The organism is Pleurocapsa sp. PCC 7319, from assembly GCF_000332195.1.
Classification (GTDB): Bacteria; Cyanobacteriota; Cyanobacteriia; order Cyanobacteriales; family Xenococcaceae; genus Waterburya.
The window spans coordinates 5,534,991-5,549,787 of the sequence record NZ_KB235922.1 but is presented as its reverse complement, the minus strand read 5'-3'; the positions used below and the strand labels follow the sequence as shown (position 1 = coordinate 5,549,787).

Annotated in this window: 13 protein-coding genes; 4 read left to right on the top strand and 9 right to left on the bottom strand. The window is 39.5% G+C overall.

Annotation, left to right across the window (positions count from 1 at the left end; genetic code table 11):
- Positions 1-139: 139 nt before the first annotated feature.
- Both PLEUR7319_RS0129280 and PLEUR7319_RS0129275 read right to left on the bottom strand, forming a co-directional pair.
- Positions 140-451: a hypothetical protein gene (locus tag PLEUR7319_RS0129280; protein WP_019508790.1), complete on the bottom strand. Its 312-nt coding sequence runs from the start codon at positions 449-451 to the stop codon at positions 140-142.
- 44 nt (positions 452-495) lie between these two features.
- A complete protein-coding gene (locus tag PLEUR7319_RS0129275; protein ID WP_019508789.1) occupies positions 496-675 on the bottom strand; it encodes a hypothetical protein in 180 nt (59 codons plus the stop codon).
- 70 nt (positions 676-745) lie between these two features.
- Between PLEUR7319_RS0129275 and PLEUR7319_RS0129270 the strand changes: the two genes are divergently transcribed.
- Positions 746-1,297 (top strand): DUF2854 domain-containing protein, encoded by a 552-nt coding sequence (locus PLEUR7319_RS0129270; protein WP_019508788.1) that lies wholly within the window; start codon positions 746-748, stop codon positions 1,295-1,297.
- Positions 1,298-1,350: 53 nt separating this feature from the next.
- On the opposite strand, the gene rnhA is transcribed toward PLEUR7319_RS0129270, so the two are convergent.
- A complete protein-coding gene (gene rnhA / locus PLEUR7319_RS0129265; protein ID WP_371265405.1) occupies positions 1,351-1,845 on the bottom strand; it encodes a ribonuclease HI in 495 nt (164 codons plus the stop codon).
- A gap of 387 nt (positions 1,846-2,232) precedes the next feature.
- On the opposite strand from rnhA, the gene PLEUR7319_RS0129260 reads away from it, so the two are divergent.
- Complete coding sequence (locus tag PLEUR7319_RS0129260; RefSeq protein WP_019508786.1) at positions 2,233-3,078, top strand: universal stress protein; 846 nt, start codon at positions 2,233-2,235, stop codon at positions 3,076-3,078.
- Between the two features lie 77 nt (positions 3,079-3,155).
- Here PLEUR7319_RS0129260 and PLEUR7319_RS0129255 read toward each other — a convergent pair whose 3' ends face one another.
- The 4 genes from PLEUR7319_RS0129255 to psaA all read right to left on the bottom strand — a co-directional run bounded on the left by PLEUR7319_RS0129255 (position 3,156) and on the right by psaA (position 9,659).
- Positions 3,156-3,569 (bottom strand): hypothetical protein, encoded by a 414-nt coding sequence (locus tag PLEUR7319_RS0129255; protein ID WP_019508785.1) that lies wholly within the window; start codon positions 3,567-3,569, stop codon positions 3,156-3,158.
- Between the two features lie 53 nt (positions 3,570-3,622).
- On the bottom strand, positions 3,623-4,360 hold the full coding sequence (locus tag PLEUR7319_RS41010; protein ID WP_019508784.1) for an HPP family protein: 738 nt from the start codon (positions 4,358-4,360) through the stop codon (positions 3,623-3,625).
- A gap of 506 nt (positions 4,361-4,866) precedes the next feature.
- Positions 4,867-7,095, bottom strand: a complete 2,229-nt coding sequence (psaB, locus tag PLEUR7319_RS0129245; RefSeq protein WP_019508783.1) for a photosystem I core protein PsaB — start codon at positions 7,093-7,095, stop codon at positions 4,867-4,869.
- A gap of 299 nt (positions 7,096-7,394) precedes the next feature.
- The gene (gene psaA / locus PLEUR7319_RS0129240; protein WP_019508782.1) at positions 7,395-9,659 is read right to left on the bottom strand and encodes a photosystem I core protein PsaA; all 2,265 of its coding nucleotides are present in this window, start codon (positions 9,657-9,659) and stop codon (positions 7,395-7,397) included.
- 429 nt (positions 9,660-10,088) lie between these two features.
- On the opposite strand from psaA, the gene PLEUR7319_RS37105 reads away from it, so the two are divergent.
- Complete coding sequence (locus PLEUR7319_RS37105; protein ID WP_019508780.1) at positions 10,089-11,675, top strand: hypothetical protein; 1,587 nt, start codon at positions 10,089-10,091, stop codon at positions 11,673-11,675.
- A gap of 277 nt (positions 11,676-11,952) precedes the next feature.
- Complete coding sequence (locus PLEUR7319_RS0129225; RefSeq protein ID WP_019508779.1) at positions 11,953-12,585, top strand: DUF6391 domain-containing protein; 633 nt, start codon at positions 11,953-11,955, stop codon at positions 12,583-12,585.
- Between the two features lie 3 nt (positions 12,586-12,588).
- Here the strand turns inward: PLEUR7319_RS0129225 and chlG are convergent, their stop codons facing one another.
- Positions 12,589-13,581 (bottom strand): chlorophyll synthase ChlG, encoded by a 993-nt coding sequence (gene chlG, locus PLEUR7319_RS0129220; RefSeq protein WP_019508778.1) that lies wholly within the window; start codon positions 13,579-13,581, stop codon positions 12,589-12,591.
- Positions 13,582-13,601: 20 nt separating this feature from the next.
- On the bottom strand, positions 13,602-14,699 hold the full coding sequence (locus PLEUR7319_RS0129215; RefSeq protein ID WP_019508777.1) for an ArsA family ATPase: 1,098 nt from the start codon (positions 14,697-14,699) through the stop codon (positions 13,602-13,604).
- Positions 14,700-14,797: the final 98 nt, after the last annotated feature.

Genomic DNA, 14,797 nt, shown 5'->3' with positions numbered 1-14,797 from the left:
ATCCCTTGAAATTACTATTATTTAAAGAAGTGTAACTATTGTTAGAACCTATTGCAAGATTTATCGATAGTTATCGACAAAAGTTAACTTATATGACAAAGATGAGGATAAATTAATTCTGAGTTGTTTGGTTTCTAATTTATTCAGACGAGTTGAAAATTGATTCGGAACGAGTCAAAACTTCGATTACTTGTTCAGCACTAATTAAACGCTTGAGTACAACTTGACCAATACTAGAAGATATATTTTGAGTTTTTGTATGAGGTTGAACCTCAACCATCAGCACAGCATCTTCTACAGCATGAAGCCATAAAGTTTCTCCTTGCTGTTTAGTGCCACAATTGAGTCGTTTGATTTTTGGTTTGCGTCCCCAACTATTTTGATCCCAAAGTCCTCCGAATTCCCATACTCTACCATATGTCCAGCCATCACTCAGAAAGAAATATTTCACCGTGTCAATCTCCAAGTGTCTTTCTTAAATTTTGGGATCTAGTTCTAAGAATTCTCTTCAGGAAAAGTTTCGTTAAACTCTTCAATTAATTCGTCTAATTCTTCTAATGCTTGGTCTACATCTATTCTCAGAGTTCCTAAATTAGGTCTTTCCAGTAATTCCACTAGAGAATCTCTTTTTGAGGCTATCTGAGTAATTCTCGCTTTAATATCAACTTGATCCATAATTTATTTAATTCGAGTATCCAATAGCTCTAGAATAGACAATATTGACAAATTTAAACAATTTTTTATTATGTTGCGTAAAATACCATTGGCGGCTGTAGGCTTAACTGTTGGAGGAATTCTAACTGCTGTTGGTTTTTATGCCTATGCTGTCGGCATGAACACTCTTAATTTAGCGGGTTTCTTTTATGGAATTCCTTTGTTATTAGGTGGTTTGGCTCTCAAGGCTGCCGAATTAAAGCCAGTACCTTATACTACTGAAACTACTCCTGAAGTTGAAAAACTGCGATCGCAGGCTACTCCAACCCAAGAACAGTTACGGAAAGATGTGACTCGCTATCGCTATGGACAGGAAGCACATTTAGACGAATCCTTAGAGAAATTAGGTTTAAGTCCTTCAGATGCAGACAGACCAGAGTTAGTTGGTATTCAAGAGCAATCTAGAGATGGTGCTTACACTTTATTGATGGAATTTGATTCACCATTTTTCTCCCTAGAACAATGGCAAGAAAGACGAGAAAAAATTGAGAAGTTTTTTGGCCCCGACATAATTGCTGAAATTACCCAACCTCAAAAATCTAAAATTGACTTGGCCTTAAAGTCAGTAATCAGTAATCAGTAATCAGTAATCAGTAATCAGTAATCAGTAATCAGTAATCAGTAATCAGTAGAGCCTTAGCTAATATATCCTTGATCTGTTGCTAAGTTTCCCTGTTGTGCTGCACTAACAGCAAGGCGATCGCATCTTTCATTTTCGGGGATTCCGGCATGACCTTTTACCCAAACAAATTCAACATCGTGGATTTGACAGAGTTCTAGTAATTGTTGCCACAGATCGGGATTTTTAGCCATTTCTTTTTTATTTCTTTTCCAACCGTTGGCTTGCCATTTTTTAGCCCAGCCTTTGACTATGGCATCGACAATATACTTAGAGTCGCTGTGAAGTTTTACCTTGGACTTATGTTCCAAGGATTTTAAGGCAGTGATCGCTCCCATCATTTCCATGCGATTATTGGTAGTGAGTTGATACCCACCAGAAATTTCCTGTCGTCGATCTCCAAAGATGAGTACTGCACCATATCCCCCCGCACCAGGATTGCCAGTGCAAGCACCATCTGTATAGATAATCACTTCTTCCTTAGGATGGGATAATTGCGAGTTGCTAACCAGATTTGTCTTGGGAGCGTCCGTCGATTTCGATTTGAGGGATTGGATAAAATTTAACACCTCAGGCAACAATGATTCGGAAATAGTCTCAATTTCGTCTAAAATTTTGTTTTTGTAATCCATTGCCAACCTTAACTAATCAATTTACGCCTTTATTAAGATGACACAAATCCACAAAATACATTTTATTCACAGCATTTCAAGCTGTTGATTAAATTTCATTCAGAGCAGTACTGTTCTTTTTGAGACAGAAAATTTATCCCAGTTAATTTTAGAAATTAATTTAACAAATGTAAGTTTTCTACACGCTAATAATCTTTAGGGTTGGAATTAGCAGTAATCTATAATCATCAGAAAAATCAAATGTGATCAAAATATTTAGGGTGAGAAATGCTTAATAAAATCTTATATGCAGATTCTGGTGCCGATAATGCTCAAGATATGCTCAAAATTTTGCTTGAGCTTCCTGCCACCAAAAACACTCAATTATCAATCCTACGTGTTGTATCACCCAAAACCACCAAAGAAACAGAAGAGGTCAAAGAAGCTGCACAATCGAATATTGATGACCTGGTAACTAAATTGGGAATAGACAAAGACAAAGTAAGTTATATAGTTGAAGAAGGAGACACTAAAACCACAGTGTTAAAAGTTGCTCAAGATACTGATGCTGACTTAATTATCATGGGCTCAAGAGGTTTAGGTAAACTACAGTCTATTTTGAGTAATTCTGTGAGCCAGTATGTATTTCAATTAACTGATCGTTCCATGCTGCTGATCAAAGACGATATCTACGTCAAAAAGCTGAAACGAGTTATGGTGGCGATCGACAAGTCTCCCTCTGCTCAATATGCTTTGGATGAAGCTTTGTCTTTACTTCAAGGATATTCAGATGCGGAAATATTCTTAACTCGTGTCAACCCTGATTTAGATCCCAATCTAGCTCTATCGAAAGAAGATATAGAAAATAATCCCATTCTGGCACCAGCGATCGCCAAAGTGAAAAGAATGGGTCTTGACTATCAATGTCTGCTATCAGGTGGTAGACCGGCACAAAAGATTTGTAGCTTAGCTGAAGCGAGAAATATTGATTTATTAATTTTGGGTTCTCCTGAACGTCGCCCTTCGATCGCCAAGAATTTACCTGATATAGATCGTCTGTTGGGTAGTTCCTTGTCTGATTATATTCGGATCAAAGCTCCCTGTCCTGTTCTTTTGGCAAGACAAGAAGTATAGGGGACATCTCAGTTTTACTGAGGATAAGCTAATATCATCTTACGCTTTTGCCCGTTAATTGAACAAATTAGCGGGTTTTATGTTGAATTGCGATAAAGATCGTCACAGTATAATGCCCAACCTATACCTAAAATCCCTGTTACCCCTCCCGCGATCAAGCCAGCAATTAACCAACCCAGAGAACCTAAAATAGCGATCAAATTATTAATATTTTTAGTAATTACTTTAGAAATAATAAAGGTGGTAATAAGGCTAACTAAAGTAATAGATAATAAATCTTGCAAGAAAGATAGAACACCTTTTTGACTAATTTTTTCATCAAAATAAGTATCCCAAACCATCAAAAACATTACTACATTAGCAAATGTCAAGAAAATATTTTTACTGTTTTCTATATTTAAAGTAGGTGTAGATGTTACTATAGCGTTACCGATAACTGCCGCCAAAACTACTATTAAAACTCGCTTTCTTTTATTATTTAACTTGCCCACAAGTTGTCTAATTTTAGATATTGATTTATTGAATTAAATATGGACTGTGCAGCTTATAACCAATGGCGAGGATAAGAACGCTCTGGCATGAGATTATTGAAACCTAAGGTGCAAAATAACAAAATAATTGAACCGGCCAACACTGGGGTCAATAAAAAACTCAAATCAGCCTCGCTCATCACTCCTACTAAAGCTACAGCACCTCCAGGAGGATGTAAAGTTTTAGTTAACTGCATCACTTTAATTGCGGTCGCCACTGATAAAGCCATCACCCAAGCTTCTGAACCAAAAAGATAGACCATCAGTATACTGACAATTCCACCAATCAAATTGCCAAAGATCAAATTTCGCGGTTGAGCTAAAGGACTATTGGGAACTGCAAATACCAAAACAGCAGCAGCTCCAAAAGGAGCAGCAATTAAAGGATAGTCGGAAACAATACTAAGATATGCTAATGCACCAATCCCAATAAAACTACCTAGATATGAAAATACAATTTGAGCAAGTGAAAACCGAGGTTGATAAGTAGAGCTTCCATGAATACTGGCAAAATATTGGGTTAATCTCCGCCAGAGACTTTTCCAACTTTTCTGACTAAATTTAGTTTTGCTAGGAGAATTTTTAAGCCGTTCTAATTCTCTGGTTAATAAATCTATTTGTTCCTGCTGATGCTTAAATATATCTTCGTATAATTCTAGTTTTTGTTCCACTTGGTGCGATTCTATTAAATCGGTCGCATCAGGTACTGACGGCCCCTGTTCTGCGGAATTTTCAATTTGAGTATTATTCATGACCAATTGCTCAAAATAACTCTTTTACTTACAAAATTAGCGATAATAGTATGATTTCTGTATAAGAACATACTTTCTATTATATTAGTTTAAATTGAGCGAAAACAATACAAATGCACTTATTTCAACTTATCAATGCAATTTATGAATCATTAAAATATTTATTAAATAATACAATATTACTTAATACTAAATTGAATAGCTTTGACTACACATTGATCGTAGGGGCGCATTGCCATGCGCCCCTACACAAACGATCTGTTGTCTTTTAAATTTAAAACGGTATAAGATATGTTTTGATATGTCAATCGTTTTAAGTGCAATTTTAAAGATTGATTGACAACAAATTGAATACCAATTTTCAGTCTAAAGCGTAACTGTTCATAGTCTATTTTGTCGAGCAAAACTCGACCAATCTGTGGAATCTAATCCCGAAAGAAAATAAAAATTCCCTACCCGAAGGCAAGGAATTTATTGCTTAACTACCTGATATGTCGTAACTGTTGCTAGCCAAACTTACCAGCAGTAGAAGCAATTAAGAACGCCGCATAGGTCAGAATATAGCCAACTGTAAAGTGAGCTAAACCAACTACACGAGCTTGAACGATTGAAAGAGCAACCGGCTTGTCTTTCCAGCGAACTAAGTTAGCTAGAGGAGTACGCTCGTGCGCCCAAACAATAGTTTCGATCAACTCTTGCCAATAACCACGCCAAGAGATGAGGAACATGAAACCAGTTGCCCAAACTAGGTGTCCGAAGAGGAACATCCAGGCCCAAACAGAAAGGTTGTTTACACCGTAGGGGTTGTAACCATTGATTAGTTGAGCAGAGTTTGCCCAGAGATAATCCCGGAACCAACCCATCAAGTAAGTAGAGTTTTCGTTGAACGTAGCAACGTTACCCTGCCATATACCAAGATGTTTCCAATGCCAGTAGAACGTCAACCATCCCAGGGTGTTGAGCATCCAGAACATGGCAAGGTAAAAGGCATCCCATGCAGAGATATCACAAGTACCGCCACGGCCAGGACCATCACAAGGGAAGGCAAAACCGAAGTCTTTCTTGTCGGGCATTAGTTTTGAACCACGAGCATCTAAAGCACCCTTAACTAGGATAAGAACTGTGGTATGTAAACCTAGAGCGATCGCATGGTGAACCAAAAAGTCGCCAGGACCAATGGTCAAGAAGAGGGAATTAGTACCACTATTAATCGCATCTAACCATCCAGAAAGCCAAACTGCACCGTGATTTGGCCAAGCAGTTGCAGCTAGACTGTCAGGATTGGAAAGCAAAGTATCAAATCCATATAGCACTTTACCGTGAGCTGCCTGAATCCATTGAGCAAAAACTGGTTCGATGAGAATTTGCTTTTCAGGAGTACCAAAAGCAACTACTACATCATTGTGAACATACAGACTCAAGGTATGGAAACCTAGGAAGAGTGAAACCCAACTTAAGTGGGAAATAATCGCTTCTTTGTGTTCTAGTACCCGATACAATACGTTATTTTTATTAGCTTCAGGGTCGTAATCTCTTACGAGGAAGATTGCACCGTGAGCAAACGCACCGACCATCAGGAACCCAGCAATATATTGGTGATGGGTATACAGAGCAGCTTGAGTCGTATAGCTCTTAGCAATAAACGCATAAGAAGGCATCGAATACATATGCTGAGCCACTAAGGAGGTAATTACACCTAAACAAGCCAAGTGCCAACCTAATTGGAAGTGCAGAGAATTGTTATAAGTGTCATATATTCCTTTATGACCTTCACCTAACATTCCACCAAAGGGAGTACCTTCAGGAGGTCTGTGAGCTGCCATAATCGTTTTCATATCGTGACCAATACCGAAGTTAGTACGGTACATATGACCAGCAATGATAAAGATTACGGCGATCGCTAAGTGGTGATGAGCAATATCTGTCAGCCAGAGAGACTCAGTTTGAGGATGGAAACCGCCTAGGAAAGTCAAGATAGCTGTTCCTGCTCCCTCAGAAGTACCAAATACATGACCAGCAGTATCAGGATTCTGAGCATAAACACCCCAGTTAAGGCTAAAGAAAGGTCCTAAACCTGCGGGATGGGGAGGAGTAGACAGGAAGTTATCCCAACCTACATGCTGTCCACGAGATTCGGGGATAGCAACATGAACTAGGTGTCCAGTCCAAGCCAATGAACTAACCCCAAACAAGCCAGCTAAATGGTGATTGAGACGAGACTCAGCATTCTTAAACCAAGCCAAGCTAGGACGGAACTTAGGTTGCAAGTGTAACCAACCAGCAAACAAAAATAGAGAGGAAAGAATCAATAAGAAGATCGATCCTTGGTAAAGCTCTTGGTTGGTTGTCATCCCAATGGTATAAAACCAATGGTATACCCCAGAGTAGGCAATATTTACGGGGCTAGAAGCACCACCCTGAGTAAAAGCATCGATCGCACCTTTACCAAAGTGGGGATCCCAAATCGCATGTGCGATTGGGCTTATGTTTAAAGGATCTTTTATCCACTGTTCAAAGTTACCTTGCCAAGCTACGTGGAACAGGGTACCAGAAGTCCACAAAAAGATGATTGCTATATGACCAAAATGAGAGGCGAAAATCTTTTGATACAGATTTTCTTCAGTCATACCATCATGCAGCTCAAAGTCATGAGCAGTGGCAATTCCGTACCAAATCCGACGAGTAGTCGGATCTTGTGCGAGATCCTGGCTAAATTTCGGGAATTTAGTTGCCATAGGTTATGGGTAGAATTCTCCTGTAGGGTGAAAAATGAGGCTAATATTGCTATTATTTACTACTCATTTTTGGCTTTTTGTTACCACCTTCAATATTAAATATTACTGGGCGGTAATTTTATTAAAACACGGCTGCTAAATGAGTCCACTGACTCAGTCATTTACCGCTGAGTTTTCTTCGCGAATACTAATCTTGAACAGAGGTTCAAGGTTATGGTTATACTAGCCAATCTCACAAGACAGATTCAACTATTTAAGCTTTAACCATCTTGAGAGACTGGCAGAACTTCTAAGTACATCTACAACGAAAGCGTCCTTGCTAAGAAGAATGCCCAAGTGGTAACAATTCCTCCTAAAAGGTAGTGAGCTACACCCACTGCGCGACCTTGAGTAATACTTAAAGCACGAGGTTGAATAGCTGGAGCTACTTTTAACTTATTATGAGCCCAAACAATTGACTCAATAAGTTCTTGCCAATAGCCACGTCCACTGAAGAGGAACATCAAGCTAAACGCAAAGATAAAGTGACCGGCTAAGAACATAATGCCGTAAGCAGATAGGGCTGAACCATAACTATTAATTACTTGAGAAGCTTGCGCCCACAAGAAATCACGTAACCAACCATTGATACAAATTGCACTCTGGGCAAAGTTACCAGCAGTTATATGGGACACCGTACCATCTGGAGAAACTGTTCCCCATACATCCGACTGCATCTTCCAACTAAAGTGGAAAATCACCACAGAGATGGAATTATACATCCAGAACAAGCCGAGGAATACGTGATCCCAGCCTGATACTTGACAAGTACCACCACGACCAGGACCATCGCAAGGGAAGCGGAAGCCGAGGTTTCCTTTATCTGGAATAAGGCGAGAACTACGAGCGTAGAGAACACCTTTCAACAGAATTAATACAGTTACATGGATTGTAAATGCGTGGATATGGTGAACCATAAAGTCAGCAGTACCTAAAGCAATAGGCATCATTGCCACCTTGCCTCCAACCGCTACTACACCACCACCAAAAGCATGGCTGACTGGCTCTAAAGCTGTTGGAGCAGTATTGCCGGGAGCAAGAGTATGGATATTTTGGATCCACTGAGCAAAGATGGGCTGTAGCTGAATTGCTGTATCGGAGAACATATCTTGGGGACGACCCAAAGCTCTCATGGTGTCGTTATGGATATACAATCCAAAGCTATGAAAGCCGAGGAATATACATACCCAGTTCAGGTGAGAGATAATCGCATCGCGAACACGAAGCACACGGTCGATCACATTATCAACATTCTTTGCCGGGTCATAGTCACGCACCATATAGATAGCACCGTGCGCTCCAGCACCAACAATCAGAAATCCACCAATCCACATGTGATGAGTGAATAACGATATTTGAGTACCATAGTCAATCGCTTGATATGGATAAGGAGGCATCGCATACATATGCTGGGCAACAATAATTGTCAGAGAACCAAGCAGAGCCAGGTTAACTGCCAATTGAGCATGCCAAGAAGTTGTCAGAACTTCATAAAGACCTTGGTGCCCTTTACCACCAAACAGCAAAGGATCGCCTTGATGACCGTCAAGAATTTCTTTCATGCTGTGACCAATACCGTAGTTGGTACGGTACATATGACCAGCAATAATAAACAGTACAGCGATCGCTAAGTGATGGTGAGCTGTGTCAGACAACCATAATCCACCTGTTACTGGATTCAAACCACCTTTGAAGGTCAAGAAGTCAGAATATACACCCCAGTTCAAGGTGAAAAATGGTCTTAACCCTTCGGCAAAACTAGGATATAGCTCAGCCATTTTACTACCACCATTCAAAATAAATTCATGGGGTAGAGGGATATCTGCTGGAGCTACTCCTGCATCTAAAAGTTTGTTGATTGGCAATGATACGTGAATTTGGTGTCCAGCCCAACCCAAAGAACCTAAGCCTAATAAACCAGCCAAATGGTGGTTCATCATTGATTCCACGTTCTGGAACCATTCCAATTTAGGAGCTTTTTTGTGGTAGTGGAACCAACCCGCAAAGATCATCAGGGCAGCCATCACTAATCCACCAATAGCAGTGCAGTATAGCTGGTAACTATTGGTGAATCCAGAAGCTCTCCACAAATAGAAGAAACCAGAAGTAATCTGAATTCCGTGGAAGCCACCGCCCACATCGCCATTTAAAATTCCTTGACCAACGATTGGCCATACTACTTGCGCGCTAGGCTTGATCGCTGTGGGATCACTTAACCAAGCTTCATAGTTGGAAAAACGGGCTCCGTGGAAATACATTCCGCTTAACCAAACAAAAACCACCGCTAGGTGACCAAAGTGCGCGCTAAATATTTTTCGCGAAATATCTTCTAAGTCACTGGTATGACTGTCAAAATCATGAGCATCAGCGTGAAGATTCCAAATCCAGGTGGTAGTCTTAGGACCTCTGGCTAAAGTTCGGTCAAAGTGACCTGGCTTTCCCCACTTCTCGAAAGAAGTAGGAACTGGATCTACATCAACTGTTACCTTGACTTTCGCCTCTTCTTTTTGAGGACTGATTGTCATGAGGATTCTCCTCTCAGGGCAATAGATTTTAGATTTAGACTTTCTTATTCCGAAGAATAAGTTCTTTATTATGTAAAAAGTTCAGCGAAAATCACTGCTTTTTATATAACCTAAGATAGCTTTCCTCCTTTAGGTTTAGAGTTTAAGCTACAGGCATTACTTTATATGATCATAAGGCTCAGAACTCGGCAATCTTGGGAAAGCTTAACAAAATTTTAAATGGACGCGACTATTGATTTATCAAGGTTTCCACCTCCGAAGTTTTTCGGCAAAAGTATACAAAACACAAATTATCTTTACAAAAAGCAATATGATCAGCTTGCTCAAAATGTTTCAGATCCTGATGTAATTTAGTAAAGGGAAAGGATTGATTCAAATTTGCTTGAAGTCTTGACAATTTTTTTATTTGTAAATTATTGATGGATGTCAATGAAAACTATTAAATTTTGCTTATTATTCATCTGTTTGAGTTATTTAGTTGGTTGTGGACAGGTCGGAATTGGTAATCCTTTGGATATTTTGGGAAAAAGTTTCGATAACAGCATCAACTCCACATCTTCTCCAAACAGCAACTTAGCTGAAATAGCCACACCTAAAACGATTAAAGAATTAAATAAAGAGCTGGAACAATACGCTCCTCAAGTCCAGATTATCTCACCCGAAGCTGAACAAGTATTGAATCAAACCGATATTACTGTTGAATTACAAGTACAAGACTTACCAATATTTCAAGATGATAAACTCAGGCTTGGTAATCATCTCAATTTGATATTAGACAATGAACCATCTCGACCTCTATACAATCTAGATGAGCCAATAATCTTAGAGAACCTCTCTCCAGGAACACACACCATTAGAGTCTTTGCTACTAGTCCTTGGGGAGAAAGTTTTAAAAATGAAGGTGCTTATGCTCAAACAACTTTTAGTGTTTTAACAGAAACTAATGATAATCGTCCTGATCCAAATTTACCTTTATTGACCTATAGTAATCCGACTGGAACTTATAGTGCGGAGCCGTTGATGCTTGATTATTATTTAACCAATGCTCCGCTACATTCCGTAGCCCAAAGTAGTTCAGAAGTCCAAGATTGGCGTATTAGAGCAACTGTTAACGGAACAAGTTTTATTCTCGAAAATTGGCAGCCAATTTACTTAACAGGATTCAACCAAGGAAACAATTGGATTCAGCTAGAATTGATTGATGAAACAGGAAATAATATTGAAAATACTTTTAACAATACGGTTAGGGTAATAAATTACGCTCCGGGACAAACCGATACTTTAGCTAAATTAGTTACAAATAAAATTTCTCCCACAGAAGCTCATGCAATAGTTGAGCAGAATTATTATATTCTGCCAGAGGAAGCAGCAGAAATTATTGAACCATTAGTTGAACCCGAAAATAATCTTATTGAATCCGAAATTATCTCTGAAGATTCGGAAGATACTTCTGAATCAGAAACAGAACCAGAAACAGAAACAGAAACAGAAACAGAATTAGAAATAACAACAACAGAAGACAATCAGTTAAGAGCAATTCCCAATTCAAAGGCTAATGCTGCCTCAGAGACAATAACGAAACAAGATAGCCCCAAATCAGTAGAAGAATCGGAAGCATCCCCTGCTGAGAGCTTGAACAAGGAATCAGAAGTCTCGCCAGAAACTCAAGATAACAATGATTCAGAAGTAATACCTGATATTGAAACCAGTGAATCTGAGTTTGTTAAACCAGAGTTGCCAAATATTGAAGTTGAGCCAGAAAAACCGGCTAAAACGATGACAATTGAAAAAGTTGATTCTGTTAAAGAAGAACCGTTAGCAACCATTGACATACCCCAACCCAAATCAGTTGAGTTAACTGAAGATCAGGTTGCGCTTACCATTCCTGAAATAGAATCAACAAATATTTCCCAGCTACAGCCAAAATCAGAAGCACCGCTCCGGTTGAAGAAAATCTTAATTAGCTTACGTCAGAAAATCGAAATTTTGATACAGCTTTTGCCAAGTGTAGTCTAGGGTTGGGAGTAGTTACTTGGTATGAGGAATGGTAAAAATTAGCTTTTAGAGTTCAATGACAAACAAATAATTAATATTGTGTTGAGAGTTAAAAAACTCGAAAGACTGAAAAGTACTGCCTAGATGGTCTCATTTGGTCTTAAATCCTTCGATTGCAGACGATACAATAATTGAAACGATTAAAACTATAAAATTATGTATCTTCAGTATTAATGAAAGCAGCAATAGCCATAAAATTCCTGATACTGAATACCATGAGCGATCGTCTGAAACAATTATGAGCGATGCCACTTACAATATTGCAGGATTTGATTTTGCCCTCACTAATCCCAATCAAGATAGTGAAATAATTAAACAGCTCGGCTTTATTCCTGGCTTAAAGGAGTTGCTTATCATACGTCAGGTTCACGCATTGGAACATGCTACTGTTTGGATGTTAAGCAATCCACTCAACTCGAAGAAAAATAAATTTTCTATTAATTATTTGTCCACTGATAATGAAACTATTGGTGGGCTTTCTACTGAAAAAGGGTTTTATCTCTATGGTGATATAAACCCCAACAAGTTAAGAAAGGCAGTAGCTTCAGCTTTAACTCGCCTCCAGCAAGGAGAGTGGAATTTAGCACTTCATCCTCGATGTGGTACAAATTCTTCCGTTGCTGTAATGCTTACCACGGGAATGGCTATAACAGCTCACTTTACCCTGCCACGAGAACCAATTCATCAGCTACTAGGTATAGGAATAGCCGCTTTTACTGCTAACTACCTTGCTCCTGACATTGGGATGTACGTACAGAAGTACATTACCACCGCTATTCCCTTCAATCTCAAGCTCAAAAATATAACCAAAATTGTCGATCGCTCTGGTAATTCAGGTTACTTTGTTAGCCTGAATTGGATTGCTAACTAACCTTTAAATTCCTGCATGTCCCAAAGCCAGACCTGTAAATAGCATTCCTAAAACCAGAAAAGGCTGGGCACTAGCTTGATATTTAACATCGTATTCCAGGGGATTCTTGAGAAAATATATATTCTGAAACACTATCTGAGGTACGACTAAGCAAAAAACAATAATGGCATAAATATTTTCATGAATTGCTACTAAATAACTGCCGATACCAAGTTGAAAAATATCGATCGCAATGACACAAATCCAAGCTGCAGTAGTTACTCCAAACATAACAGGCAGGGATTTTAAACCCAAAGCGCGATCGCCTTCTACACTCTTAAAATCATTAACAATAGCTATACCCAATCCAGCAAAACTGTAAATTAGGGTCAAAATTACAATTGTCCAGTTTAGATGACCAAACAGGGCATGACCAGTCCACCAGGGCAAGGCAATATAACTCGAACCCAAAGCATAAGTGCCCAACCAACCATTTTGCTTGAGTTTTAATGGTGGCGCAGAATAAATATAAGCGATAAACGAACCACCAAGAGCAATACAGAGAATAGTAGGAAAATCATGATCTACGGCTACATCCAAACCATAAGCCAATGCTAATCCTGCCAACAAGAGTACAAAAATCTGTACTTTTACTTGTGGTAGAGAAATTGCTCCCGAAGGAATGGGGCGATAAGGCTCGTTGATAGCATCAATTTCGCGGTCATATAGTTCATTAACGGTTTGGGTATATCCAGTCATTAATGGTCCAGAAAGGAACATACAGGCTGCTGCTAAAAGGACATTTTCCAGAGTCCACGAAAAATTACCGGAAGAGGCTGCTCCACACACTACCCCCCAAATTAAGGGAATCCATGTGATGGGCTTCATCAGTTGCAACCTTATTTTCCAGAGAGAAGTCTCTCCCGAGGCGGCACCTTTCATACCAAGCAATTGACGAGTTTTAGAATTGCCTGAGTTATCTGATTTGTCTAATTTGGTTGAAGAGGATTCGGACATGATAGTGTTAAATTTCGATTTTAACCAATAGTTACTTCTAAATATCCTTTTTGAAATTTCGCGCCAGTCACAGAATTACCACGCCAAGCAGGAGGAAGAGTAATATTACGTCTTTGGTCTCCTGCTTCAACTGTAATTTCTGGACCATATTGGGTTAGTTTTACGTCTTTTTTATCAAATCCAGGCAAGAATACTTTTATTTTGCGCTCTGCCATGACAAATTCTATTGGCTGAGGTGTATCTATCTCTTCACCAATAGTAGGCAGTCCATCCATGAGGGTTTGCCAGTTGCTGCCGTCGAAATTAGGTAGCTCGGTAACATTAAGTGGGGCAAAATCCGCAGAGATACTATCGGTAATTGAGCCCTGGTTAATCAAGACTCCGCCCACGCTTAGACCAACCTGCTGCGCACTACCCCAGAGATACTTGGCTGTGGCTACTGCTATGGGGTTAGGAGTAGTTACCAAATAACCCCAGACCTTGCCCTGACTTAAGGCTTCTGTTCCTTTTTCTAGCATTTGACTAGCAGGATTATCTGTATTTTCTGTAATATCTGCTGTGGTCCAAGCTGTATTCAACACCGCACTGGAAATTGGTTGCACAAAAGGGGACAGAGCTTTCACAATATCTGATTCAGTGAAAATACCTCGGAAACGCCGGAAGTACCAGCTCAATATTTCTGGCATACCGAACATTCTTAGAGTATCTATTCCTCCTGAACCATCATAAATAATTACGTCATATTGATTGCTTTGATAGTATTCACGAATTGTGTTAAGAGCTAAGGCTCGATCCATACCGGGTAGAATACCTAACTCTTGACCATATACTTGTTTAAGAATTGGCGATCGCAAGTATTGGGCTTCTAGTCGTTTAACTTCTTCCCAGCTATTTTCTAGCAATACAGTGGTGTTTAGTTGCATGGCAGCAAAATTAGCACTGACTGATTGCGGTTCGGTGGAGGGATCGATCCCTAATGCCATCCCCCAAGCAGGGCTAGAATCTTGTCCCATCAAAATAACTTTTTTTCCTGCTGCAGCTAGTTTTTTAGCAGTTGCGATCGCGCTAGTAGTGCGACCCGTACCGCCTTTACCCAAAAAGGTGACGATCGAGGACATATCTTAAATAATCTAGTCTGTATATAGAGTTTATTTTATCTAAAAGCTTTTAGCTTTTGGCTCTTAGCACTCAGCAAGAAAGGAGTGATGCCTCTGAA